The organism is Adlercreutzia sp. CNCM I-6216 (assembly GCF_977113345.1).
In genome coordinates this window covers 12,601-38,723 of sequence record NZ_CDSBIE010000005.1, presented here as the reverse complement: position 1 = coordinate 38,723, position 26,123 = coordinate 12,601, and the positions used below count along the sequence as shown (strand labels likewise).

The following is a 26,123-nucleotide window of genomic DNA, read 5'->3' as shown; positions in this document are numbered from 1 at the left end:
CCGCAGATCCGGAAAGCAGGCGAACCCTTACAGCTCGACCGAGAAGACCTCCGTCTGGTTGACCAGATCCAGCTCAAGCTGCAGCGCGGCGATCTCGTCCGCGACGGCGCGGTAGTCCGCCTCCGCCTGGGCGACGTCGTAGTTCGCGTACCGGTACTCGATGGGCCCGTTGCCGCTGCCGAAGTACCGGTTGCCCAGTCGCTCTTGGGGCTGACGCGAGGCGAGCTCGTTCAGCCGATCCTTTCGCCCCGACAGCTGCGCGAGCAGGATAAGGGCCTCGTCGATGGTAATGCCCCGCTCGGGCAGAACCGTCTGCATGTTGAACCGATGCAGGGCGTGGCGAATGGCCTGCGCCTGCCCGTCGATCTGCGCAACCTTCTCGCGCACAGCCCCGTAGCTGTAGGCAGGAGGCTCGGCCGCCTCCCCGTCCGCGAGCACGTAGGTGCTCACCTCCTGCTCGGTCCGCAGGAGCCGATCCTTCTCGTCCTGCAACCTCCGCAGGTACTTGTTGGCACTAGCCGATGTGAATTCCACGCGACCACCTCTTCCACGCGCCGACCATTTGATGGCCACCACCATACCAGGCGACAGCAGTCACATTCAACAGTCCCACTAGTCCGATTCGGGATTGATACTTTTGAGCTAGCAAGAGTCACCATGGATCGAAAGAGAAGCGCAGCGCTCCAGCTCATGCACAAAATGCATTTGGAATACTATAAAATGCCAACTAATCCGATAGGCAAATCTGCGATGTTTTAGGATGATCTATTAATGACGCGAAGGATGAAGAACTTGCTTTTGAAGATAGGGGCGAAGTTTCGGAGGGAGGGATCCAACACTTCTGTCGCCGAGTGCAAATACTCCCTGCTGTCCCCCACCCTTCTCGAAGAACAAGAAGCAGCACGTTACTCAAACGAATTCGACTTTGCGCTCACCCATCAAGACGCTAGAAATATCGCGCTGTCTGGCCCATACGGAGCAGGCAAGTCTTCCGTGGCAAGGACAATAGAGGCAAAGGAGACGACCAAGGGTAAAGTTTGGACGCATATTTCTTTAGCCGATTTCAAAGGTGTGTCCACTGAAAGGTCCGTTGAAGACGAAATCTTAAGCCAACTCGTTTACAAGGTTCCGCCAAAAGCCCTGTCCAAATCCGCACTCAAGCCGCTCCGCGATGAACCACCATGTAAAGATTTGCTCCGCACTGCCCTACTCATACTTTTTGGACTGGACACAGCGTTCCTCGCCTACGAAGCACGCCATGGAATAACCCTCTCGTTACCCTTCGCTTCGCCCGAGCTCATTTTTGCAATCGCCACTACAACATGGTGTCTTTTGGCAGGTTACGCTATTTATCGCGAGATCAGAACGAAATCCATCTCAAGAACCTTCAAGAGACTGAAAATGCTCAACGCAGAAGTAGAGCTATTCGACGGCGACAGCGACACGGCACTCGACAAATACATGGACGACATCGTCTATGTGCTAAAAAATTCACAGATTGACGCAATTGTGTTTGAGGACATAGATCGTTTCGGTAATCTAACGGTGTTTGAGAAACTGAGAAGAATCAACGACTTGTCCAACGAAGGGAGATCTTCGACTCTGCGCTTTCTCTACCTCATCAAGGACAGCCTTTTCGATGAGCCTCATGACCGAACTAAATTTTTTGATTTCATCATCCCAATCATCCCCTTCGTTGACCCGAGCAACTCCGTTAACCTCTTGAAGAGAGGGCTGAAGGCGGGAGGGCTGGAAGTCGACGAAGCGTTTTTGTACCAACTCTCTAGCTTCGTTGACGACCCGAGAATCCTTACAGAAATCTGCAACGAGAGCATCCATTACAGGGATTTCTTGTTCCCGGAAGATGAAATATCCAAGCATTCTCCCGAGAAACTAGTTGGCATCGTCTCATACAAAGTCATCTTTCCCGAGGACTATGAGAATCTCCAGAGAAGACGAGGATATGTCAAATCGTTATTCGATAAAAAGGATAGACTCATTGATAGTCTTCTCCGTCAGAATCAAGATGAGATCGATAAGTGCCAAGAAGAACTTCGCCGCATTGGGCAAAACCTTGCGCTCAATGAAAACGAGCTGCAGTTGCTTTACCTATCAACGTTGCCAGACTTTAGGGATGTGTGTGCATACCAGCGCTACAATACCAACAGCCCGACAGAGCCTTCACAGTGGCGCGAATCCCTACGACAGGATTCCAGGATCGATCAAATGCTCGAGCGAATCGAAAACAGCGATACGAAGTACACAGACCGCCTCAAAGAAATCAGAAGAAGCTCTGACGCAGCCTCAGCAATATATCGTCGCCGAATCGAAGCCCTCAAGAATCGTTCCCCTGAATATGCAAGAATGAAGCTATCCGACCTAATCGAAGAAAGCGCCGACAGGGAGACCTTCTTTATGGTGAGCCCAAAAGAACTCGCACGGGGGAAAGACTACGACGAATTCGCTATCGGTCAGGTCATGACGAGCAGATATTTTCCATTGATACGGTTTCTTGTCTCGCAGGGATGGCTTGACGAAACGTACCCTCGATACATGAGTCACATCTATCCTGATTCCATACTGCCCAGTGACCTTGACTTTGTGAATTCCGTGTTAGGTGCCGGGCTGCCCCAACCAGAATACGAGATAGCGAATTCTAGAGCCGTCGTCATTCGCCTTGACGATAAAGCGATCTCGCGCTCGAGCGCACGGAATTATTCGCTGCTCGCATCACTACTATCCTCCGACAACGAGCAGATGACTAAAGCTATGCTTAGAGGAGTCGGCCATGACAGAGACGGCCGATTCATCGCCGGATTTCTCTCGTCCGATCATTTCAATCAATCCGCATTTTCCTTGCTAGATGAAATCTATCCCGCCTGGGCCATTGACGTCATCGCAGACAGCGCAATAACAGATAGCCAGAAGACTCTCTCTTTACGTCACGCATTTGCCGCCAACAATCTTCCCAGCGCCATCGCAGATAATGCTCAGGAAGTCGGTGAATACATTTCCGTACTTTCCGATTTTCCCTCCGCCCCCATCTCCAATCCCCAGCGTTTTGCAGAATCGCTCGCAAAAGTGCCCTACAATCCAAACGACATCGACGTAAACACTTGCGACGACTGCGTCTTGGGGAAGATTATCGAACTTGGTATGTACGTCCCTAACGCCAATCTCGTATCAAAGCTTGTCAGTTGGAAGCAAGGGCAACGCAATCCAATCCCCCTCTCCAAGCTAAACGAAGCGCTTTGCAGAGAGGAGAACCGAGATATACGCGAAAGAGCATTGCGCGATATTAATGACTATATCGGGTCGCTCGTTTCTAGCGCAAAAGAATCATTGCACGATGGGGACGAAGCTGTCCTGATGATATTAGGCGCTGATGGCCTGTCGGCGTCTGCATGCAACGGATATGTCAGTTCCCTGGATAAGCCTATCCACGATTTAAGCAAGGTTACGTCCGATGAGTTTGCTCGAATCATCATCGAGCAGCGTAAGCTAAAAGCAACAACGACAAACCTGCTGAATAGCTATAGCCGCTTAGGCTTTGAGGCTAGTCTGCGCAAATTTATATCTAAATGCGGAAAAATCGAAGCAGACGCGCCTAACATCGAAGACGCAACGACCAAAAAACTCGCCCGAAACCTGCTAGAGTGCTGCTTAACTGACGCCAGCTTAAACATTAACACCATTGCGAACGTTGCCAGATCCTTCAAGTGCTCTTTTAGCGAGCTATCCTTACCAGCAAGCACGCCTCAGGCAATTGCAGAGCTCATAGACCTTCATGTCCTAGAGGTAACGAAGCAGAATCTAACATCAGTGAGAGACACCTACCCTACGCTCGCTGTGCGCCTTGCTATGTGCGATTTAGAAGCGTACATCGACCTAGTATGCGGAACGGAAGCCGTGGAGGAACAATGCGCGTTTGTTGCAGCCGAAGCCATTGAGATATTCGAAAACCCAAGCGTCGATGCCGAACAGAAGGCGAAGATCGCAGAGGCGCTCGACGAGAAGATTCCGCTGAAAGCGAGCTATCCCGACGAGGTCAACATCCGTTTAATCGAGCGCGATCTGTACGATTCATTCGACTCACTAATCCCGCTATATAAGCACGGCAGCAAGCCACTCAAAGAATCGATTGCATCAGAGGTCGAATCACGACCTGACGATTTCGCCGAAATTGCCCTACCCGACGATTTGGAAACGAGATTAATGCAGAGTCCAAGAAAGGAATCACGCGCTGATCTTGTCGATCTCGCCGCGCGCCGCATTCGCGCCTTGGGCAGAAAGGGAAATCGGGCTGGCGTGCAATCAATACTTCAGAAGGCGTGTTTAACGAATTACGTGAAACTAATTGAGGGACCATCATCGATGATCCACTCTACCGTTGCGGATGATTACTTGCTAGAAGTTTTGTCGGCCCTCGAAATGTGCGGCGCTATCTCATCCGAGGTAAATGATCGCGGAATGAGAAGGGTGAGTTCTCTCGGATATCGCCGTAAGCGCACCCCGAAATAAACGAACAGAAAGAGGGGGCAGCCCGTCTATGCATCTTTGCAAAAATCCGCCGCCCCTGGAATACGAACCATTGCACTAGCTAACGCCAACCATCCTGAACACGAAACTGCGCAGTCTAGACTTCTAGCCGAGATGCTAGCGCCACCTCCTTCATGCCGTTCCATTACATGACAATCTCCTCGACGACGTCGAAAGAACGTCAGCCAGCTATTACTCCGCCACCTTGGCCACCGCAAGTTCGCCCATAACCGTCTTCTCAAGCTCATCCGCTGTTATCCAGTAGCGAATGCACGCGAGTTCAGCATTACGAACGAGGATTTTTGTCGGGAATGCATACGAACGACATTGTTGCAACCTGTCGAACGAGAGTCGCACTAGCACCGTATGTTCCTTGGCGTTAGGGATGAACTTATATTCCCCGAACCTGAAATCAATGAGATCATCGAAGTCGGTGGACTCAAGGTAACGTGTGCCGTACAGCGGATTCGTTGATGGCCCGATCAGCATCGGCGGTATCCTTGGCCCCGACTCAGTCTTCACGCAGGAATCTTCGTACGACTTGAAACTCACGGTCTCATCAATACTAAATATATGGTTGATGATGCTTTCGCAATTCTCTTGCGTGTCAATTCCATGCGCCATCAAAAAGTCGGATGGAGCCACCAGTTCTCGCGGTTGGACACAAGCTGCCGCAGGGATTTCGATATCCACATTCACGTGATGCGCTGGCACCCCACCATTATTTGATATAGCGAGCGATATGGCTCCTGCATCAACATTCGTCCTTAGGAAAACGGCGAAGTCACGCCTGAGTTCACACTTGTGAATCAGCGTCTGCAATGCTTTATATTTCCGTTTCTCAACATCGCTGCCAAGCAACATCCTCTCAGAGGAGTTCAGGCCTGTTGGAATGTACCGCTCACTTTCTCTAAGGCCGCCAAGATCAAAGAGCTCTTCCGTCATGCGCAGACCAAGCGATTCGAGCTCCGAAGCTACTAGATCGCGCGAAGCTTGCGTAACCTCTATAAGCTTCGAAGGAAAAATCGAAGCCCAAGGCGTCGGCCGCTCAGACAACTCACCCAATTGCGCAGACAGGCCCGGAAAAGCCACGGCCGGCGAAAGTGAGTTCGTTTCTGCAGGGCGGCATTCAGGCTCTTGCTTGCGCGGAAGCTTAATTCCGCGCAGGCGTTCATACGCCTCCCTAACAGCTCCATCGTAAGCGGCCGGATTTAACCGACTTGAAATTACAGAGCGCACGAAAGGAACCGACCCCTGGGCGATTTCGCCATTTTCCAAAATGCCCATGAGCGCAAGCTGTGGCTTCGGCAAGACCGCTCCGCCCTCTAATTCGAATAGCAGTTTCGTGAAATCGTGCCTTATCAAGTTTCCGAGCTTTGCGTCGTCAGCAAAAAACTTATAAACCGCCTTAGTCTGCAGCTTCTTCCTCAATTCTGCAATCTTTGCAAACTGAGCGGAATCCCTCGGCACGAACCCATTCTCAGGCTCCCAGAAGTACACAAGAACCGTCTTACCCATTTCAAGACCGAGCATTATTTCCTCTTCAGTACCTGAGCCGTACTGACTCGTCGGCGTACCGAAACGCTCCTTGAAAATAGCGAGGATTATGTCGGCGTCCTCGACAATCTGCTTGTTCAACAGCTTCTGCGGCTCATCGCCGCTGTCGGCTCGCGAGTCCCTTCTCCAGTCCGTCGGATAGAACTCGATACCGGTTTCACCGCTGTGCGTACGAGTGATCTTCTGCAGTTCTTCATCTGCGATTTCGCATTCATGCGCTGCATCACCGGGGGCGGATAGCAATACTGTATAGCGTGTTAAAGTTTTGGGCATGCGTCACCTCGTTGGTTAGAACTAACGGTTCGGACAATCATTCTGGCCCCATACCTGAAAACCGCTCGAAGAACGCCTTGAGCTTCTCGACGACGCGTGCTTTCATCTCGGCATAGACGTTTGACGGGGCGAACCGGCTGGGCTTTCTGGTCATAAGCCTGGTTATCTCGGTGCCGGTCTCGGCTACCTCGCCTTCGGCGAACGAACGAGCCACGAACTCGCGCGTAGCCGCGCAGTCCAGCTCCTCGTCGGCAATGATAGCCGTAAGTTCCTTCTCCTTCTGCTCGGCAATGTAGGCTTTCCAGTCCGCCGTAACGTCCTCGCTCGTCTCAAGGCTGTCGATGAAGCGCTCGATCAAGTCGCGCTTGTTGCGCAGCTCGTAGCTGGCGTTGATGGCGCGCTCCACGTCGGCAAGGATCAGCTTGTCGGCGCAGTTGCCATCGTGGTACTTCTGCACAAGCATCAAGATGTAGTCGATGTTTATGTCGACCTGCTTCAATAGCTCGATCTCGAACACGAGGTCGTCGTTTATGATGGCGGCCTCTTCCTTGTCTCTGCGCCACTTCTGATAAAGGTCGGTATAGACGCTCCGATAATCTTGTTCATCGCGAGGCAGCAGCGGATCGTCGGCCTCAAATTCATCGAAGGCGGTGAGCACGTTGCGCAGACGCAGGATGGCGCCAAACAGACGGATGAACGACTTCTCGGCGGACTCGCCCAATATGACCGCTCCGAGGGGAAACTTGCCGAAGAGCTGATCGAGCCTGTCGCGGTATTCGCCGAGGTATTCCGAGTAGGGCTTAAGCAGCACGATACCGCCCGCGTCCTTGTCTCCGAACAGGCTGATGGCGCGGTTGACGCGATCTTCGAGGTTGCGGAAGCACACGATGTTGCCGTAGGTCTTCACGCTGTTGAGGATGCGATTCGTGCGACTGAACGCCTGGATGAGACCATGATCCTTGAGATCCTTATCAACCCATAGGGTATTCAGCGTGGTAGCGTCAAATCCGGTAAGGAACATGTTGACCACGATGACCATGTCGAGTTCTCGCTTCTTCATGCGGTCCGAGAGGTCCTTATAGTAGCCATGGAACCCGTCGGCGGACGTGTCGAACGACGTGGAAAACATGGCATTGTAGTCGGCGATAGCGGAGGCCAAGAAGTCGCGGTCGGGCGTATCGAGGCTCTCCACGTCGAAGCTCTCGTCGGGAAGCCCGCAATCGCCATCGTCCTTGTTGACGCCGAAGCTGTAGATGAGGGCGACCTTGAGCCGTTCGCCACCGCGCCCCTCCTGGATGCGTTTGAATGCCGAATAGTAAACCTTGGCCATGCCAATGGACGCTGTGGCGAAAATCGAGTTGAAACCCATGACACGCTGGTCCTTGAGCAGGTAGCCAGAGCTTCGGCGCGTTTTCTGCGCGAAGCGGTCGAGCACATAGTTGACGATGAGGTCGACACGCTCCCTGGCCTTGTAAGCGCCCTCGCGATAGATGTCGTAGACCTTCTGGTCCTCGTATTTTTCGCGCTCTCTGATGGTCTGGATGTAGTCGATGCGGAACGGCAGGACGTTGCCGTCGCGGATGGCGTCCACAATGGTATAGGTGTGCAGCTTGTCGCCGAACGCCTGCTCAGTCGTGCGCAGCTTGGGGTTGCCGGACGAGCTGGCATTGTTCGCGAAAATGGGCGTGCCTGTGAAGCCGAACAGATGGTAAGCCTTGAAGTGCTCAGTAATAGCCTGGTGCATCTCGCCGAACTGGGAGCGGTGACACTCGTCGAAGATGATGACCACGTGGCTTGCGTATATCGAGTGCTTTCTGTTTTTCTTGATGAAGGTCGAGAGCTTCTGGATGGTGGTGACGAGGATTCGGCAGTTCGGGTCTGCCAACTGCTTGGCGAGCACCGCCGTGGATTCGCTTCCGTCCACCGCGCCCTTCTCGAAGCGGTCGTACTCGCGCATGGTCTGGTAGTCGAGATCCTTGCGATCGACGACGAACATGACCTTGTCCACGCCCTGCATAGCCGATGCAAGCTGTGCCGTCTTGAAGCTGGTGAGCGTCTTGCCCGAGCCCGTCGTGTGCCACACGTAGCCGCCCGCCCGCAACGTCCCGAGCATCGACTTGTCGTTTTCCGACACGAGGATGCGGTTGAGGATGCGCTCCGTCGCCACGATCTGATACGGGCGCATGACGAGCAGGCGCTCATCGACGTCGAACACGCAGTAGCGCGTGAGGATGTTCAGGATTGCGTGCTTGGCGAAGAAGGACAATGTGAACGGCACGAGGTCGCAGATGGAGACGTTGTCGGCGTCGGCCCACCAGCTGGTAAACTCGAAGCTGTTCGAAGTTTTCTTGCCTCCCTTCTTCTTGCCTTTAGTCTCCTCGATATGGCTCCAACGCGTAGTGTTTGAGTAGTACTTCGTATGAGTGCCATTCGATATGACAAATATCTGAACATACTCATAGAGCCCACACCCAGACCAGAAGCTATCACGCTGGTATCGCTCTATCTGATTGAATGCCTCCTTGATCGCGACACCACGCCGCTTGAGTTCCACATGCACAAGCGGCAATCCGTTGACCAGTATGGTGACATCGTATCGATTGCCATAAGTGCCCGACTGCGCATATTGGTTCATCACCTGAAGACGATTGTTGTGGATATTGCGCTTATCGATGAGTTGCACATTCTTCACACTGCCGTCATCGCGATGGAGCACCTGCACATGATCGCGTTGAATACGGCGCGTCTTTTCTACGATTCCCTCATTCTCGTTAGTGATGCTACCTCTGAAGAACCGCTGCCACTCTTTATCAGTGAACATGAAGCCATTCAGTAACTCAAGCTGCTTGCGCAAATTATCGACGAGCTGTTCCTCTGTTGAAAACGTTACATATTCATACGCCTGACTCTGCAGCTGTGCAATGAAGGCAGCCTCTAAGTCCGCTTCGCTCTGGAATGCGATCGAACGTCGTCCTTGTTTTGGTGCGGTTGCACACACCGTTGCCTGCCCACCAAAGGCCATGACCTCAAAATCAATTGATGTTGGAAGACCATGAACCAGAGAATCTGGCTGTTCGTCTTCATGCGTTTCATCATGCAGTTCTACAACTGCATAATTGATAGGGCTCTCGTCTCCATCTTTGGTACGACGAGCTGTGTTTTTGCCATAACCATCTGCTTTATGAGACCGGATTTCTTCACTCATGCAACCTTCTCCTTAAACGAGAGAAGCTTATCGCGATAATATGCGTACTGTCGACGACGCGCCTCAACTTCTGCTGGCAACCCCTGACTAATGCAAGTCGTCAGCACGTCAAATTGCTCCAAAATTCCAACAATGCGTATAAGGTCGGCACTGGAAGGAACGGGTACTTTCACATCACCCAGCTTTTTCTTCGTCAGTTTAGGCTGGGCACCCTTCGAAATGTACGGTTCAAGACTAATTGAATTTAGGTAAATCTCTATAAGTTTTCGTTCCAGATTGTCATCAATCTGCAAGACGTGAGCATGATTGTTCACCCAATTACGACCATGAATCTGGAACGCTATGGGGTACGTTCGGGTTGTGAGATTTGCACCATCCTCCGACACGAGAAGATAATCGCCCTCATGCGTGAATCCTTCGACATAGTCAACAATGCCAGAGGCGCCGTAATAAGGTGTAGCACCAGGAGTTCGTTCTTCCTGCTTGATCGGTTTACGTGCTCTATCGCAATCTGTTGCAAGATCAAGAAGTCCAACCCACTGGATAGAATCACACTCCGCAAACAGTTTATCCCGGTAGTAGGCGTACTGCGCCTTGCGCGCCTCCAGCTCCGCCTCCAGCTCCGCCTCCAGCTCCGCCTCCAGCTCCGCGAAGGAGTCTAACACTTTCACAATTTCTAGCTGAATTTCCATGGGAGGAACAGGGATTTCAAACTGAAGAAATTTCGAAGTTTTAAGGTTCTTTTGAGCTGATTGATTTGAACACGCATAAATTGCAGGCTGCATAGCCAAAAGGTTTTGAGCTACAAAGGCCTTAGATACTTTATTGTCGTCGACAACATTGAACGTAAAGCCTGAATCAAGCATCCAAAATTTTCCTGAAACATATCGAACGCAATGTGGCGACATAGCAAAACGGGAGACAACGTATTCTTCTTCTCTATTAAATGAGTCGGTTCTAAAACTTTCCCCACCTCCCCCGTAAACGGGAAACTTGGTCCCCATATTGCTTGTCTTTGTAATTCGCTCGCCAAAGTTCAGTACGATAATCTCGCCCAACTTCTTATACTCCACCCCATCGGGGCAAAGGCGCTTGATTAGCTCGTCAATCCTACTCATCGCACACCACCCTCCAAGTCAGCGATGATCTCGTCGATAGCATCGCGTAGCTCCTGCTCACGGGCGACGATACGGGCTATCTCGGCATTAAGGGCTGCGATATCGACCTCCTGACGATCGTCGGGCTTTTCGACGTAGCTCGATACGGAGAGGTTAGCATCGTTCGCCAATACGTCATCGTTGGAAACAAGCACCGCGAAGTTGTCCTTCTCGGTACGGTTGATGACGGCCGAGACAATGCAGTCGATATTGGCGGGCGTGAGCTTGTTCTTGGCATCGGCACGCACAAACTCGCCGCTAGCGTCTACAAAGAGGACATCACTCGTGGCCTTGGACCGCTTGAGCACGAGCACGCAGGTGGCGATGGTCGTGCCGAAGAACAGATCGGACGGCAGCTGGATGACGGCGTCCACGAAGTTGTTGCGCACGAGGTAGTCGCGTATCTTACCCTCGGCACCGCCGCGGTAGAGCACGCCCGGGAACTCGACGATGGCAGCTGTGCCCTCGGTGGAGAGCCAGCTGAGCATGTGCATGGTGAAGGCGAGGTCAGCCCTGCTGGGCGGAGCGAGCACGCCCGCCGGCGAGAAGCGCGGGTCGTTGATGTTGAGCGGGTTATTCTTGCCCTCCCACTTGATGGAGTAGGGCGGGTTGGACACGATGGCGTCGAAGGGCTCGTCGTCCCAGTGGGCCGGGGCTTTCAGCGTGTCCTCGCGGGCGAAGCTGAATCTGTCGAAGTTGATGTCGTGCAGGAACATATTTATGCGGGCTAGATTGTAGGTGGTGAGGTTTATCTCCTGGCCGAAGAAGCCGCTGCGCACGTTGTCCGCGCCGAGGATCTTGGCGAACTTGAGCAGCAGGCCGCCCGAGCCACAGCAGGGGTCGTAGACCTTGTTCACGCTGGTGCGGTTGCCGATGGCGATGCGGGCCAAGAGCTCGCCGACCTCCTGAGGAGTGAAGAACTCACCTCCCGACTTTCCCGCATTCGATGCGTACATAGTCATCAGGAACTCATACGCATCGCCGAAGGCGTCGATGGAGTTGTCCTGGAAGGCCCCGCCGAAGTCGAGGCCGGCAATCTTCGTGATGAGCGTGACGAGCTTCTTGTTGCGCTCTATGACGGTGTTGCCGAGCTTGGGACTATTGGGGTCAAAATCGGCGAGCAGACCCTTAAGGGCGTCTTCGGACTCCGTACCCACGGCGCTTCCTTCGATGTTGGCAAACACGCGAACTAGAATCTCGTTGAGATCGTCACCTCCCTCGGCGAAAGACATGCCGTCCTTGTCGACGGTGTCTAGCACGCGAGAGAAGAGCTCGCTGGGGAGGATGAAAAAGCCCTTCTCTTTGACCGTCTCCTCGCGGCCGTACTCGGCCTGCTCGTCGGGAAGCTTGGCATAGTCGAACGAGGGGTCGCCCTCCTGCTCGGCAAGGTAGCTGCACAGGTTCTCGCTGATGAAGCGATAGAACAGGGTGCCCAGGATATACTGTTTGAAATCCCAGCCGTCGACGCTGCCGCGCAGGTCATCGGCAATGGACCAGATGGTCTTGTGCAGCTCGTTGCGCTGCTGCTCTTTTGTTGCAGACATATCGTTTAGCCTTTCATTTCGATAGATTTCAGGATATCAGCGATTTGTTCGCTGAGGGAGTCGATATTTGTCTGGACGACCTGGATGTCGCCCATGATTTCTTTGGTTGGGCGAGTCTCGGCCAGGATCGAGTTGTAGTCGAAGACGTCTCCGTAGGAGGAATAGCACAGGTTGCTGCCGGAGGCGAGGATTCTCTCGCGGTCGGCGACAATCGAGACCAGCGGAATCTCTTCTCTGCCCTTGACGGCTTCGACAAGCCAGTCGATTCCCTTATCCGTAATGTCGCATCGGCCCCTGCCCTTGTTGACATAACCTTTGTCGGCAATCTCCTTGCTGCCGAAGTCGACTATGAAGACGCCTTCCTGCGTGGGCTGCTTGGCGATGACAATCAGGGCACTCTTGACTCCCGTGCCCGGGATGCAGCCGCCCGGAAGCTCGATGACTGCTTGCAGGTAGCCGCCCTCGACCAGGATCCGGCGAAGCGACTGGCGGGATCTCTGCTGGTGGAACAGGAAGCTTGCCGAGACGTGAAGGATTGCGACGCCGTCATCGGCCAGCGAGGCAAATGCCTTCGCGATGCAAAAGTCCTCCATGTTGGGGGCGTTTGTCACCGCATCGCCCATAACAGAGGCAAGTACGTCTGCGTAGTAGCCCTTCTCCTGGATGTCGAACTCCCGGAGCCGCATGCCGAGCGGGGGCGCAACGAAGACGCGCTGCGCCGGAATGGTCGCAGAGGCGGCCGTCAAGACGTCGGCGACGACGATATCGCGGTAGGAAGTCGGATTTGCGAAGAAGCAGAGGATCTTTGCCCGCATGACAGCCTGGGCGTTGACATCTCTGCCAGTAACCGACGCCGCTCCCTTCGAAAGCGCCGCAGCGAGATAGATACCGTTGCCACAGGCGAAATCGAGCACGCCCTTACCTTCGACGCCGGCGAGCTTCGTGGCGAGCTCCGTGATCGGCAGCGGGGTCGAGAACTCGCCGCCGTACCTGCCCCAGGCATCGGATGCGAGCGTTTCGGCCAGAACGCGCTGGATGGCGGCCGCCGTCTCACCGCCCGAGCTCTCCATCAGGCTCAGGCCAGACGCGCCGAGAGTTGACGACCAGCTTGCAATAGCCTTCGACAAGTCGTATGCGCGAAGCTCGATGCCCCGGAGGTCGGGAAGATCAGCATTCTGGGTGCATAGTGCGGCGTAGTATTCCACGAACTCGGATGCCACGTACTTGTTCCCAAGCTTGTCTTTCACCTCGTCGATGGAGTAGTTGGGATCGAAGCCGTCGAGCCCGAGATCGTCAATGTTCCGCGAAACGTACGAACAGTAGAGCATGAAGGACGCTAGGTCGAGCTTATCATTCGGGTCATAGGGGCGCATCTCGCTAAAGAAAGACCAGATGAGCTTCTGCAGCTTCGGCGCTAGGTTCTTGCCGTCTGGGGTCGAGACGGAGAGCGAGGCGAACTCGAATCCTACCCTCTTGCGCATGGCTAGTTCTCCTCTCCCCAGATCGATTTGATCATCTGGCTGGTGACGAGCTCGTTATCAAGCTCGATTAGACGTTCATACTGATTCTTGCGCTCCCGAACAACCTGGAATAGACTGGCAAGCTTCTCCTGGCGCTCAAGCGGGAGCAGCGACACCTCAATATCGGCCACCGTTTGGCGCTTGAGCATCGCCATGGCCACGCTCTGGCCGGTGCTTACTGCCTGGAGAATCGAGTTGGTCTGCGGAAGGTTGAGGAACAGGGACAGGAACCGCATGTCCAGCTCGGCATCGTCTTTCTTGCGCAGCACCATGCCGAACGAGGTGATCATGATGCCCTCGTGGGCCTTGTCGATGTACACAGAGTCGTACGGGGTCGAGAGCTTGATGACGACGTCGCCCTCGCGGGTGAAGTTCTCCTCCTTGACCTCGCCAACCGTCTCGATAGCAAGTTCTTCGTCGATGATGGCACCGCCCTGCATCGCGCGGGGCAGGAGAACCTTGACTTCCCTGGGCTCTATACCCTCAGCGATCTTCTTCGCACGGCTCGTCGGAGCCCCTGTCTTGATGGTGCAAAGTTCTTCGAGCTTCATAGTTGTGATATCCATTAGAATCCTTTCAATGCTGATAATCTGCTGGTATAATTTTTTTGGGTTGTCGCCCGCCCCCTCTGGGGCGGGTGCTGTTTTTTTGCGAAGTACTAGCTGTATTCGGCTGATTCCTCCTTCCGACTGGGCGTTACTTCTGTTTGCTTGGTACCCCCTTCTAGTTGGTCGCTACTTCGTTCCTCGCCTCCTTTCCTGTTATAGGTGCTTTTTGATTGGGACTTGTTATCTCTGTGTCCAAATCACTCTGGTTGCAGTATCTATGAACTTGTTCCATGAGTCAAGTACTTTGAATTAGTTTGTCCAAATTATTTTGGACAAACTAATTCAAAGTATAAAGACGATACCGTGACGGCAACGAGGAAGGCATCACTCTCCCTTCTGCCCTACCAAGCAGCACGAAGAGCAATAGCGGAATTCAAAGCAAGGAGGATAGCTAAAAGGAGAGCCCGTTTGGCCTCTTCGCTTCAATCATCTTTTGGAGTTTTTTCCCAGAATCAGGAAGCACCCCCACCTCCAGCAGAAATGAGCGTACTAATGAGATTAAGACGATCGAGTATCCAACCGATTACTGATAGCAAGTTAAAGGCTGAGAAAGGTATATGGCACGCAAAGGCATCACAGGTGAATCTCTGGGGGCATACGAAACCTCTCCCGCATGGCGTAAAAGGCAAAGGGAGAGAGCAAGGCGCTACGAGGAATACTGCAAGCGAAAATCAGGACCAGTGAAAACAACGAAAATAGGCTCTCCGAAAAACAAAGATAAACATTCTTGAACAGAAGCTCGCCAAAGCAACAAGGGATAAGACCCTGCGTGCTGATGCTGCAAAACGGTTGCGTTATCTACAAACTTGCTTGATGCGATTGACTCTTGCACTTTCAACCCACGCCGGTGATGCCGAGGAGTACTTGAACCTCGTCGCAAACTTTCCGTTCGATGAGGGCTATGCAATTATCCAGGAAACCGGATGCGTAATAGCGAAAAGCGACCCGAGCAAGCATCTTTGCCTTAAAGCGGTAGCATCCGAAAGCAAACTGACCTTAGGTCTTTCTGGCGGAAAGAGTTACTGGATCCATAGGGTCGAAGCGACGTGCTGCGACGAATACATCGGAAGAACTTGGCATATCACTGATCTGTGGTAACAGTCTCGCGTCTGATGTATTTCATGGTCGAGAAAACCATCCTAAGTATCTCAAAAGAGAACAGCTATGACTCGCCGCGGGAATTCGCGCTGAGCATTTTGACAGCTGAGCACCAAGGAGCCAAAATAAGCGATCACGCATACTCCTTTGCTGGGAAAAGGATCTGTACCTAATTGGAAGAAGCCATCGTGAACAACAACGCTATCATAGAGGCACGCAAGAGCAGTATGTCCAACTTCAATCAGCTGGAAGCATCGTCGATATGCGGATGCTTCTACTGCCTAAAGATCTTCGACCCGGCAGAAATCAAGGAGTGGATCGAGGACAAAAATGGACCTACGGCTCTTTGCCCTTACTGCGATATCGATTCCGTAATAGGAGATGCCAGTGGCTATCCCATCACCAAGGAGTTCCTCGAAGCGATGTATGAGTATTGGTTTACCTGATCTCAGAATTCGATCAGAACGGTCATACGAGCAAGAGCAGCAACGCTTGACGATTTCCTGTCATTAGCTGCCTCATTGCTTGAGGGCTCGTTGTTTTCGTTGTCTCGAGTGTCACAAAGTTTGTCTGCGCGCATTCGATTTGGGGCATTCAAGCCATAGCAGCAAATTAACAGACTCGATTTATAATGAGATCAGCCACTTTGTCGAAGGAGTCGTATGTCTGCTTGGATTATTCGAGCCGGTAAGGGAGGCGTCAGGGCCCCTGAATGGATCAATGGCGGCTACATTGCTATTTATTGGAACCTAAGCGGCGCCGATATCTCCGCACTTAGCAAGGATGATATAAAAGCTTTGTACCGGACTCAGTTTCCCGACGCCTCGCGCCAGGTTGTTGCTGCTAACGCAGGAATGATTTTCCGTTTTGCCACCGAAATAACCAAGGGATCGACGGTGGTTATGTACGATCCCGCAACTCGCTTGTACCATATCGGCAAAGTGTCTGGCCCTTGCGTGTTCGTGTCTCCGAAGGATTCCGACGATGACGACGGATCTTATCGTCGCGCGGTCGACTGGGAGTTCACGACTCCCCGTGATGCCCTTCCGGCACGTGCCAAGCATTCCTTAGGCAGCATTTCAACTCTGTTCGCCGTTTCCGCCGACACTTTGCGTGAGCTAGAGAAGGCATCAAGCGGCGCGCACCCGGACGCAGAGGAAGAGCAAGAAGAGGAGAGTTCGTCCGAGATCCGCGAAGCTACAGCCGAAGACGGCATCGAGCGAATCAAGGATCGAGTGCTGCAACTTAGCTGGGACGATATGGAATACCTTGTCGCCGGCGTTCTCCGCTCCATGGGCTACAAGACCTCAATGACTTCAAGAGGCTCCGATGGTGGGCGCGACATCATCGCATCGCCTGACGGGCTCGGGCTTGAATCGCCCCGCATCGTGGTCGAAGTCAAGCATCGTAAAGAAGCCATAAGCGCTCCCATGTTGCGTTCTTTCATCGGCGGCCTTCGTAGCACCGACAGTGGACTCTACGTGAGTACAGGGGGTTTCACTAAAGAAGCTATCTACGAGGCAGATCGGGCGCTCATGCCGATAAAACTGCTCAACCTCGACCAGTTCGTTCGCCTGATCGTAGACAACTACGACAACGCCGACATGGATACGCGGGCAATCCTGCCCCTCGTTCGCATCTATTGGCCAGCCTAGTGAAAACAATTGAAGATATAAGCACTCAGCATCTGGTCACCGCAGAAAGAGGACTCTCGTGAGCTGCACCTCATCTTCGCCTTCAGGCGCTAGGCGTTTTATGTTCCGCGCATACGGGACGATGATCAATTATTATCTCACTTGTGACTTAGATGAAGGCGTTCTTCGATACTGGCCGGAGAACACAGAAGAGCACCTCCCCTCCCTGCTGTACAGCCATAACCGAGACGAGCGCTTCGCTGCGCACAAGATAACAGAGCGGACCGAGGAGCGAGCTAGTGTCATTGGGGTGCAGCTAACTCCCGTACAGATCTCGAAGATGGAAGCATTGCTGACCGATCAGTGCATCGACGCAATGCGCGGGGTAGACGACAAAGCAATGCACTCCAGAACCGGAGGCTTCTGCTATAGAGACGATTGGTGTTTGGACTTCTACGCCGAAGGGGATGACGGCCGACCTCCTCTCGAGTTAAGAGGAATCACCTACTGCTCTTTCGACGGCGACGAGCTTCCTTTTGAGGAGCTTGAGTCCTATATTAGCTCAAGTATCCTGGGGCGCTCACGTTCAATGTCAGCTATCGTGTTCCGCCGGAAAAGACACAGGAGATCATAAAGCGCGCCCTCGAAGTAGGGCTTAGCGCATTGAGTGAGATTTTATGGTGCGGCAGCGAACGCCTCCTAAGGCAATTGGACGACACGCCTATCGGAAAGCATTTCAGCTACTCCCTATCAAGCGACAGCTTTGTGATTGAATATGGCTCTATGATCTCAAGATCCTGCAAAATCTACGATCATCCAGCATGCACAAGCATCTTAGGCGACACACATGTTTTCGAAAAATGAGGATGCTGTCGCCGCTCTCCGCGGCCTCGCCGTCATGGAGCGCATTCGCAGCAAAGTCCACGATTCCAGACTCCGCCCACGTCGCCGACGGCGAACTCATCAGCTGGGCCCACTTTGCCGCACTTCTCGCACCGATACCATCGTTTGCCGCCCAAGCTCTTTGCAGGCTTTCGCGCATCGTCCACAACGGGAACCATTATCTCGCGGGCGCGATCCATGCTGCTAAGGGCCTTCTGGCGACGCGCCTCGTCGCGTATCGCCCTCCCCTGCACGGGATGCGCCTCCTCCCAAGCCCAACGTGCGGCCTCCCTATCTGCAGCCGCCTTCGCCGCTAGAGCCCGAGCTTCACGCTCCTCTTCAGCCTTTTTGGCAGCCGCCAGACGCTCCCTCTCCTGATTCGCCAGCTCAATGGCGGCCCGACGATCTCTCTCTTCCTGAGCTCTTCGTCTTTCCTCTTCTTTGCGCTGCATGTAAGCTTTCCATACCTGATCGCTGAGTTCTTTTGCCTTGGCATTCCACGCCCATTCCAAATGCCGCTGCCATTTCCCAGACAGCAGCTCTTCCATAATCTCTTTGCTTTGGATCCTAACCGCAAGCTCTTCACGGTCGTAGTGTTTTCCCTCAAGCGCCTTCATCGCGCGCATTAAGCCACGCAGATTGATTTTGACAATCCCACGGCATCCCTTTCTAAGACTCGCGATTTGCTCGCCGCTGAGAACGTGCGCCAGCTCGGAGACGAACACGTATCGGGCACAGCCGCGAGATGTTCGGACATCCAGGGCAATAGCTGGTGCTTTTCTGCTTTCCACATCGATTTTCTCCGCGTAATCCACCGGCAGCTCCATGCCCTTCGAAATTCTCTCCGGGAGATGCGTTCCGGGCACTTCGTAAGACAGCTCCGGAAACCACACGCTCCCTCGTTCGCTTATGACCTCCAAGGCCAATTCGGCCAGCAGGTATTCGGCTGACCAGGCGCACGTGCCGCCGATATGGGCGAAATGGTGGATCTTCTTCTTGCCGTTGTTGCGAGCAATGAGTGGCTGGCCGCACGCCGGATCAGGGCACACGCACCCACACGCCTTCCCGTTCGGAGCATCGTCCACATGGACGAGCTCGCCAGTCGCAACGCTCCTGCCGTAGAGAATCGGCAGGCTCTCGCCCCAGACATCGCTCATCTTACCCCTCCCCCTTCCCAATCGGTGCCATGTCGAGGCGCAGGGTCTGCTCTATCACCTTCATGAGGACGTCGTCTTCTATTCGGGGGTTCATCTTCACAAGGCCCACCAGGCCGAATATCACGACGCAGAACATCTCATGCACGAGCTCGATCTCGATCCGGTGGTAGGCTGCATACTCCTTCGCGATGTGGTTCGCCAGGCAGTCCGCCGTCTCGCGCGTGGCGCGCACGTCGAAGGCGTCCCGCACGCCCAGCTCCTCCAGCACGCCTATCATCGGGCGCGGACGTCCCGTCCCGTCGTAGAGCGAGTACCGAAACGTTCGGATGCACTTCTTCAGCGATCCCGACGTGTCGCCGAAGACCCTCGCCTCGTTCCACACGATCACGCTTTCGACCAAGTCTTCCACGTAGTCGTCGATGACCGCCTCAATCAACCCGTTGCGGTTCGCGAAGTGGTAGTAGATAAGCTCGCGGGTGACGTTCGCCTCCTTCGCGATGGACGCGATGGAGGTCGCCCGCACCCCTCTCAGCTCGAAGAGCTTGCGCGCCGTGGCCACAATCGCGCCCGGCGTGTCGGTCAGGCGCCGCGATTCCTTCAGGTCGCGGCGCCTCTCCCGTACGCAGCCGGCCGCCTGCAGCGGCGTCATCTTCCCATAGTCGTGCACCATCGTCATCCCCTGGAACGCCCCGTCTCTTCTCCGCGAAATGTCCTGCACAAATCATATCCTTTTGTGAAAAATTGCGATACCGGCATTTGCTAGACTTCAAACAAACCGACCCGTACACGGGCGCATCGCAAGCCGCATTCCCGCTTCTGAAACGCGCGGGCACATGCCGACGAAAGGAGACCCCATGGGCATCCTCTATCAAGCAGCCGATCCGATTTACTGGGTCATTTGGCTCTTCGTTCTCTTCTCCCTGATGGCCTTCAACGAGCTGGGGCGCGTCAAGTTGTGGTGCGGGCTCGCCCTGTTCGCGGTCGTGCCGATTGCGCTCACCCTGTTTGTGTGGCCCGTAACCGCCGCCCCCGGCAACGAGTACGGCACAGGCACCTGGTTCAACTGGGTGAAGACCTATTCCGCGCTGGCAGGGTGCCTCGGGTTCATCGCCCTGCGCTTCGTGAAATGGCGCGGCAAGGACGGCAAGACCCACTACCTGTACGAGAAGCGCTGGGCGCTGTGCTTCCCGCCGCTCATCCTGGCGATCAACATCGCCGAGGCGGTCATCCGCGATTTTCAGGTGTTCAGCTTCGGGCTGTGGCAGGGCGGCGTCGTCGAGAACCTCTGGACGATATCGGGCCCGTGGAACATCATGAACGGCATCGCGGGCATTTTGAACATCCTCACGATCTGCGGTTGGTTCGGCATTTTCATTTCGAAGGATCCCTCGAAGGACATGATCTGGCCGGACATGATCTGGGCCTGGATCATCGCCTACGACCTTTGGAACTTCGCCTACACCTACAACTGCATCTCGGACCACTCCGCCTACTGCGGCCTGGCGCTGCTTCTGGCCTGCACCATCCCGACGTTCTTCATCAAGCGCGGTGCATGGCTGCAGCATCAGGCGCAGACACTGGCACTGTGGATCATGTTCGTGATGACAGTGCCCCAGTTCGCCGACGTGCTCGCCCCCATTCCGACCACGCACAACCCCACGGCGTTCTTCGTGGTGAGCCTGATCGCGCTGGCGTCGAACGTGGCGCTGGCGGCCTACCAGCTCTACCGCATCCGCAAACTGAAGCTCAACCCGCTGAAGGACCAGATCTACGCCGACACGAAGACCTACCAGCGCATTGTGGAGGAGAACGAGTAGCAGCTACCGCCCTATCCAGAAGGCGCTCACGAGGAAATACCTTCCGAAAGAGTAGCCCCACAATGGCGTACGCGCTAGCTGTCTCGCGATGAATCGATAGCCGTAATAAGATGATTCACCCAAGTGATCGCATCATCAAACGAGAGGATATCCAATCCTTCGGCTGCAGCGTTATATCCAATCTCCCAATCGCGCCCTGCAGCCACACAAGACCTAGTCAAGACAGCTCCTTTCTCAGGTGCTCAAACTCGTCTTTAGTGATGAGTCCTTCGCGTCTTGCGTCTTCGACAGCACTTTTTAACCGCTCCCCCATCACTATTCCACGGCACTCCAATATCGCCTCAGCGAGGCTTTGTGAGGGAATGCCCTCGTAGCTAGTTACCGTCCTGCCAGACACGGTGACAGGCTGGACCCATTCGGGAAGCTCCCTTCTCACTCTTTTTGTCGTTCCCACGCTGATATGCCTCGGATTGGCAAGGGCCAGCCCATGCATTGCGAGCACTGCTTCGCCGAAAAGGAAGCTGCCATCCCCGACAAGAGCCACAGCTTCCGCATACCTGTCGTATTCCGTGGGCACATAGCGAACGAGCTTGTACACTCCCTGCCCTCGCTTAAGAAGTCTTCCCATACCGACCCATCGATTTAGCTCGGATTTCGCAACGCCAAGGTTTTTTGCTTCAGCAGAGGTGATCAGACCGTAATTGTCGGCCGCTAACTCATATATGTCATCGAAATGCGCCATGCCAAAAGGTTAACACTTGTGTATACCTTTTGGCAATCGGAAGAAATCAACAATTGGCCGCGTTCGCCCAGAGAGATAGAGATTGAAGGCAGAACAGACGCTGCCCGGCCTCGTCGCCACCGAGGCGGGGCGGCCGAACGGGGCCGGCGATGACCTCGAGGGGCCCTACGACGGGTACGCCGAGTGCGTCAAGGCGACGTTCGACGAGGGCCGCGTGACCGTGACCGAGCTGATGGGCTACTTCTTCGAGATCATCGACCCCTACAGCGTGAACCGGCAGGGCGCCGACGTCGGCGAGAAGTACCGCACCGGCGTTTACAGCGAGGACCCCTCCCACCTGCGCGAGGCGCAGGCCTACATGCGGGCGAGGCCCGACCGCGACCGGATCCGCGTCGAGGTGCTGCCGCTTGCCCGCTACGTCCCGAGCGCCGAGGAACACCAAGACCGGCTGGACAAGTTCCCCGACGACTACTGCCACATCCCCAAGGAACTCATGACGAAGCACCTTTAGAAGGAGTAGTTCTACGGCCCATCTGCACAAATGCAATAAGAGAGCTTGCTGCCGTATGACTTGAGGTCACGGTTTGTGACCTCAAGTCATCTCGCCTCTTCCGAGCCAATTCTTCCTCGAATCAAGCGCTTCCTTCCTTGGCTTGACTCTCTCTCCTTTTATGCTTTGTATCAATTTTAATTATGATACAATGCTTCAAAACAGAAAGAAGGGGAGACAATGAGTGAGCGCACCATCCGAATACCCCTGAGCGATGAGATCGATGCTTCTGCGGCAGAAGACCTCAACACTCTCAAGAAAGACCTCGCCACGATGGGCGTACGCCTCACAATTCCCGATGCGCTGCCCGGCGGAGCGCTGGTGTTTGAATACGATGATGAGGCCCACAAGCGCAATGCCGGACGGAAGAGAAAGACCATTCCGGCAGACAGCGAACTTTCGGAAATGACCCAGGCGCAAATGGACGAATGGCTTCTCGATGCCCCCATCGCCGAGATCCAGAAAACGCTCGACGTGGGACGAGCAACCGCCTATCGCCGCGTAAGGGAGGCCCGATCGCGAGTGGTTTACGCAGTGGTTTCCCTCGCCGACATAGACGACAACCAAGAGGGAGGAAAAGACGCATGAAACTGAAGCTCTCATCTCTCAAACGATTGACTACATGTATAACATAGTATACACTTAAGGAGCATGAGCGATGATAACCGTCCTGCAAACAAACGAGTTCGTGAAATGGCTCAAACGACTCAAAGACGTTGAGGCGCGAGCACGTATTCTCGTGAGAATACGGCGCCTTTCACTAACGGAAAATTTCGGAGACGCTAAATCAGTTGGTGACGGCGTTTATGAGATGCGCATCGAACACGGGCCTGGATATCGCCTCTATTACGCAAGACGGGACAATGCGGTGGTCTTGCTCCTCATCGGCGGAGACAAATCATCGCAACAGCGAGACATCGCGAAAGCAAAAAAGCTTAACCTCGAGTACAGATGATGGGAGTCCGCAATGAAGAAAGCGACAAGCTGGGATGCAGCCGATTATCTCGAAACAGAAGCCGACATTGCGGCCTACCTAAATGCCGCTTTTGAAGACGGCGACACTTCCGTAATCGCCGCCGCTCTTGGCGACGTCGCCCGCGCAAAGGGAATGACGCAACTTGCAAAGGAAACCGGCATCACGCGCGACGGCCTCTACAAAGCACTTTCGCCCACAGGGAACCCTTCATTCGATACTGTACAGAAAATCTTAAGGGCTTTTGGACTAAAACTGGATGTAGCCCCCTCAGCCCAAATTTAAGCAGATGGATCCTAGTCCTTCACACCTGCGACTGCTCATTATATTTCCAATGGAGCAATGCATGAATAAGTCGAGATCCTGCCACTTGCCCGCTACGCCCCGAGCGCCGAGGAGTACCAGGACCGGCTGGACAAGTTCCCCGACGACTACTGCCACATCCCCAGGGAGCTCATGACGAAGTATCTTCAAAAGGCGGAATAGCTTTCGCCACTTGCGCCAAACGCCGCTATAGCTCGGCGAATCTCTCCATACGCTCGGTCTCCGCCTCGGACAGGCGGCGCAGCATGGCGGCCAGACCATCGTAGTCGCTGCGCGCCAGCAAGTCCATGTAGGCAGCGCGCTCTTCCACGAGAATCACTACTGGGGCGAGGCCGGCGCGCATGAGACCGCGATTTACGAGGATGCGACCTGTCCGACCGTTGCCATCTTCGAAGGGATGAACTCTCTCGAAGCGGACATGGAAGCGAGCCTCGCGCAGGAAGGGGTCCCCTCCCTCGTCGTGGTTGTACTCGTACACGAGCTGCATCATGAGCTGGTTCACTTGATTGGCGGCCGGCGGCAGGTGCTCCGCCCCGCGGATGATCACCTGGCCGTGACGATAGTCGTCGATGCCGCTTATGTTGCGGTTGAATCCCGCGCTATAGCCTTGACAAGCCGCTCCGAAAGAGGGTCGTCCATGTTTTCCGATGCCGTGGCCAGGGCGTACTTGTGGTTGATCGCCTCGTACAGCTCGCGAGCCGTGGCCGTCACCTTCATGGTGTTGTCGTTCCAGAGGATGGCATAGGTCTCGGCAAAGGACAGCGTGCTGCCCTCGATGGCGTTCGAGTGGTATGTGCTGCGTGTCACGTAGTCTTCGAAATAAGCCTGGTGATCGCGCGTGAATTGCAGGGCATCCACGGGGCGCTCCTCATAATGAAGCGGGTGCCCTCGTTACGGAGAGCACCCGCTAGGGTGATCAAGCGTCAAAGGAAAGAGGAGAACCCCTACTCCCACTCAATCGTAGTTTTTGCCGTCAGGCGTACAATACGTATCAAATCATGTTATGTCGTCCAACCTGTATCATGACGTCCACCTAGTTAAGCAAATCAACAGTATCGTTTTGTACTCACCTTAAATCCCCGTTTTACACACCTCGGAAAGGGAATAAATACGGCGTTACAATAAAGCACCTGTGAACAGGTGTTTTCTCCTATTTCGAAAATGCTGAGTGTACAAAAATGCCGAGATCCCGATCGTTTACTCCGCAAATTTATTACCAGGAATAACTCAGGAATAAATTCAGCATAGGGGTGTAAAGGCACGAACAGGCAGAACGTGAAACGCTGAGTACAAAGTGAGTTCCAAGTGAGTACAGGGTCTTTATGAGCCGGTTCGCAGAGCAAAATCGCTCCAAACCGCTTGGCAGCATGCATCGACTGCCCATTTGTCGCCCAGATCCAGCATGCGGCGAAGAAGGGGCCCGCCAACTTACTTCTGCTCAACCGATAAAGGCACGACCTCGTTGATGGGAACATGCTTGTAAAGCGTGCCGTCATCGGCTCTCACATCGCAGCTGGGGCAAACACCGAAACAAACGCCGCCACCCCTAGGATCGACGACGAATACGGTACCGGAGATGAGGTTTCCGTCGAATTCGAATCGAACCCTGTCGCCCGCTTCTGGCAGGACCCTGGGTGACTCCATGGTAATTCTCCTATCTCAAGTACTCGTTTGCGAAGACGCGCGCTCTGGCTGGGGCTGCGGCGGTAATGTCACGAGGGGGCTCGGTTCACCCGGTGAGCTAGCTCTTGGGAAACTCCAGTCTCTTCAGCGTCTTTAGGAACACTTTACTGAGCCTTCGCCTGCTCTCGAAGAAGATGAACTCGGACTTGCTCATGCCTGCGCCATTTTCAGATTTCTCCCGCATAAGCTCCAGCGTGCAGACCATGTCCGCCGCCTGGCTAAGCCTGTATTCGTAGGGAGCTATCTTGCGGACATCCACATTCGTCAGATACGCGCAAAGCACGGTGTTGATGAGGTCCGTGACAAGCGCCTGCCCGTTGTCGTAGTACACGATGACCGACTCGAAGCCCTGGAAGAAAGCGAGGTTGTCCCTCAGGAAAGAACCCAACTCGTTTGCGAGCCGCCCCCTCAGCGCGAACCGATCGGCGCATTCCCTCTTCCTGACGGAAAACGTCTTGTAGCTGATAGGGCAAAGTCTCACGAACGAGAACATCTTGAAGAAGACTTTGCGGCGCTTTTCGAGATCGACGTCCTTCCATTCGTCCTCTTTGCGGACTATGGGCCCGGAATGGACTGCTTCTTCAGGATGCACATCCAGAAGATCGAGCTCGTAGCAAAGCTTTTGCTCCTGCTGTTCGATGCTCGATGCTTGGTCATGGAATACCATCGTGATCAGATAGAATTCGGAGTTCGACCCTACGTCTCCAGATTCGTCGATGAATATCCCAAGGTCAGACACGGTTTTGCTCCTAGATATAGAAATGGCGGGGAATATCCCCGCCGCAGGGTGGACCAAGATCTATTCGACCAGTCCGTTGCTGAACATTATAAGGCCTGCAAGCCCCTGCGACAACAGACAA

The 26,123-nt window shown here is 54.2% G+C and carries 22 protein-coding genes; 8 read left to right on the top strand and 14 right to left on the bottom strand.

All coding sequences use genetic code 11. From position 1 onward, the window contains the following. Window positions 1-27: 27 nt before the first annotated feature. Window positions 28-534, bottom strand: a complete 507-nt coding sequence (locus tag ACYVRU_RS06015) for a hypothetical protein (protein WP_461185841.1) — start codon at window positions 532-534, stop codon at window positions 28-30. A 258-nt stretch (window positions 535-792) separates the two neighbouring features. Here ACYVRU_RS06015 and ACYVRU_RS06010 point away from each other — a divergent pair, with 258 nt between their 5' ends. Continuing rightward, complete coding sequence (locus ACYVRU_RS06010; RefSeq protein ID WP_461185840.1) at window positions 793-4,521, top strand: YobI family P-loop NTPase; 3,729 nt, start codon at window positions 793-795, stop codon at window positions 4,519-4,521. A gap of 210 nt (window positions 4,522-4,731) precedes the next feature. Here the strand turns inward: ACYVRU_RS06010 and ACYVRU_RS06005 are convergent, their stop codons facing one another. Genes ACYVRU_RS06005 through ACYVRU_RS05980 form a run of 6 tightly spaced genes read right to left on the bottom strand, consistent with a single transcriptional unit; the run spans window position 4,732 to window position 14,361 of the window. Beyond that, window positions 4,732-6,369 (bottom strand): hypothetical protein, encoded by a 1,638-nt coding sequence (locus ACYVRU_RS06005; RefSeq protein ID WP_461185839.1) that lies wholly within the window; start codon window positions 6,367-6,369, stop codon window positions 4,732-4,734. Window positions 6,370-6,406: 37 nt separating this feature from the next. Beyond that, window positions 6,407-9,574 carry a type I restriction endonuclease subunit R gene (locus ACYVRU_RS06000; RefSeq protein WP_461185838.1) on the bottom strand — a complete coding sequence of 1,056 codons (3,168 nt, stop codon included), beginning with the start codon at window positions 9,572-9,574 and terminating at the stop codon, window positions 6,407-6,409. Beyond that, window positions 9,571-10,692: a restriction endonuclease subunit S gene (locus ACYVRU_RS05995; protein WP_461185837.1), complete on the bottom strand. Its 1,122-nt coding sequence runs from the start codon at window positions 10,690-10,692 to the stop codon at window positions 9,571-9,573. The genes ACYVRU_RS06000 and ACYVRU_RS05995 overlap by 4 nt, the downstream gene beginning before the upstream one ends. Beyond that, complete coding sequence (locus tag ACYVRU_RS05990) at window positions 10,689-12,275, bottom strand: type I restriction-modification system subunit M (RefSeq protein ID WP_461185836.1); 1,587 nt, start codon at window positions 12,273-12,275, stop codon at window positions 10,689-10,691. Before ACYVRU_RS05990 ends, ACYVRU_RS05995 begins: the two co-directional genes overlap by 4 nt. A gap of 5 nt (window positions 12,276-12,280) precedes the next feature. Further along, a complete protein-coding gene (locus ACYVRU_RS05985) occupies window positions 12,281-13,756 on the bottom strand; it encodes an N-6 DNA methylase (protein ID WP_461185835.1) in 1,476 nt (491 codons plus the stop codon). A 2-nt stretch (window positions 13,757-13,758) separates the two neighbouring features. Beyond that, window positions 13,759-14,361: a restriction endonuclease subunit S gene (locus tag ACYVRU_RS05980; RefSeq protein WP_461185834.1), complete on the bottom strand. Its 603-nt coding sequence runs from the start codon at window positions 14,359-14,361 to the stop codon at window positions 13,759-13,761. Window positions 14,362-15,674: 1,313 nt separating this feature from the next. Between ACYVRU_RS05980 and ACYVRU_RS05975 the strand changes: the two genes are divergently transcribed. Together ACYVRU_RS05975 and ACYVRU_RS05970 are read left to right on the top strand one after the other, a co-directional pair. Beyond that, window positions 15,675-15,947, top strand: a complete 273-nt coding sequence (locus ACYVRU_RS05975) for a hypothetical protein (protein ID WP_461185833.1) — start codon at window positions 15,675-15,677, stop codon at window positions 15,945-15,947. A gap of 216 nt (window positions 15,948-16,163) precedes the next feature. Next, a complete protein-coding gene (locus ACYVRU_RS05970; protein WP_461185832.1) occupies window positions 16,164-17,156 on the top strand; it encodes a restriction endonuclease in 993 nt (330 codons plus the stop codon). Between the two features lie 875 nt (window positions 17,157-18,031). Here ACYVRU_RS05970 and ACYVRU_RS05965 read toward each other — a convergent pair. Both ACYVRU_RS05965 and ACYVRU_RS05960 read right to left on the bottom strand, forming a co-directional pair. Beyond that, entirely contained in the window at window positions 18,032-19,174 is a 1,143-nt protein-coding gene (locus tag ACYVRU_RS05965) for a hypothetical protein (RefSeq protein ID WP_461185831.1), read from the bottom strand. A 1-nt stretch (window position 19,175) separates the two neighbouring features. Continuing rightward, on the bottom strand, window positions 19,176-19,892 hold the full coding sequence (locus ACYVRU_RS05960; RefSeq protein WP_461185830.1) for a TetR/AcrR family transcriptional regulator: 717 nt from the start codon (window positions 19,890-19,892) through the stop codon (window positions 19,176-19,178). Window positions 19,893-20,028: 136 nt separating this feature from the next. Between ACYVRU_RS05960 and ACYVRU_RS05955 the strand changes: the two genes are divergently transcribed. Further along, on the top strand, window positions 20,029-20,991 hold the full coding sequence (locus tag ACYVRU_RS05955) for a DUF5692 family protein (RefSeq protein WP_461185829.1): 963 nt from the start codon (window positions 20,029-20,031) through the stop codon (window positions 20,989-20,991). A 217-nt stretch (window positions 20,992-21,208) separates the two neighbouring features. On the opposite strand, the gene ACYVRU_RS05950 is transcribed toward ACYVRU_RS05955, so the two are convergent. Then, window positions 21,209-21,733, bottom strand: coding sequence for a type IV toxin-antitoxin system AbiEi family antitoxin domain-containing protein (locus tag ACYVRU_RS05950; protein ID WP_114549304.1), 525 nt, complete (start codon window positions 21,731-21,733; stop codon window positions 21,209-21,211). 82 nt (window positions 21,734-21,815) lie between these two features. Here ACYVRU_RS05950 and ACYVRU_RS05945 point away from each other — a divergent pair, with 82 nt between their 5' ends. From ACYVRU_RS05945 to ACYVRU_RS05930, 4 genes are all read left to right on the top strand, one after another. Beyond that, window positions 21,816-22,244 carry a peptide-methionine (S)-S-oxide reductase gene (locus tag ACYVRU_RS05945; RefSeq protein WP_114549303.1) on the top strand — a complete coding sequence of 143 codons (429 nt, stop codon included), beginning with the start codon at window positions 21,816-21,818 and terminating at the stop codon, window positions 22,242-22,244. Between the two features lie 219 nt (window positions 22,245-22,463). Continuing rightward, entirely contained in the window at window positions 22,464-22,871 is a 408-nt protein-coding gene (locus tag ACYVRU_RS05940) for a hypothetical protein (protein ID WP_114549302.1), read from the top strand. 70 nt (window positions 22,872-22,941) lie between these two features. After that, on the top strand, window positions 22,942-23,238 hold the full coding sequence (locus tag ACYVRU_RS05935) for a type II toxin-antitoxin system RelE/ParE family toxin (RefSeq protein WP_114549301.1): 297 nt from the start codon (window positions 22,942-22,944) through the stop codon (window positions 23,236-23,238). Between the two features lie 12 nt (window positions 23,239-23,250). After that, window positions 23,251-23,541, top strand: a complete 291-nt coding sequence (locus tag ACYVRU_RS05930) for an addiction module antidote protein (RefSeq protein WP_114549300.1) — start codon at window positions 23,251-23,253, stop codon at window positions 23,539-23,541. A gap of 226 nt (window positions 23,542-23,767) precedes the next feature. On the opposite strand, the gene ACYVRU_RS05925 is transcribed toward ACYVRU_RS05930, so the two are convergent. The 4 genes from ACYVRU_RS05925 to ACYVRU_RS05910 all read right to left on the bottom strand — a co-directional run bounded on the left by ACYVRU_RS05925 (window position 23,768) and on the right by ACYVRU_RS05910 (window position 26,002). Then, window positions 23,768-24,127 (bottom strand): Fic family protein, encoded by a 360-nt coding sequence (locus ACYVRU_RS05925; protein WP_231699578.1) that lies wholly within the window; start codon window positions 24,125-24,127, stop codon window positions 23,768-23,770. A gap of 29 nt (window positions 24,128-24,156) precedes the next feature. Further along, entirely contained in the window at window positions 24,157-24,438 is a 282-nt protein-coding gene (locus ACYVRU_RS05920) for a Fic family protein (protein WP_231699577.1), read from the bottom strand. A 570-nt stretch (window positions 24,439-25,008) separates the two neighbouring features. After that, window positions 25,009-25,224, bottom strand: a complete 216-nt coding sequence (locus tag ACYVRU_RS05915; protein ID WP_417179393.1) for a hypothetical protein — start codon at window positions 25,222-25,224, stop codon at window positions 25,009-25,011. 97 nt (window positions 25,225-25,321) lie between these two features. Further along, a complete protein-coding gene (locus ACYVRU_RS05910; RefSeq protein WP_302683557.1) occupies window positions 25,322-26,002 on the bottom strand; it encodes a DUF3800 domain-containing protein in 681 nt (226 codons plus the stop codon). Window positions 26,003-26,123: the final 121 nt, after the last annotated feature.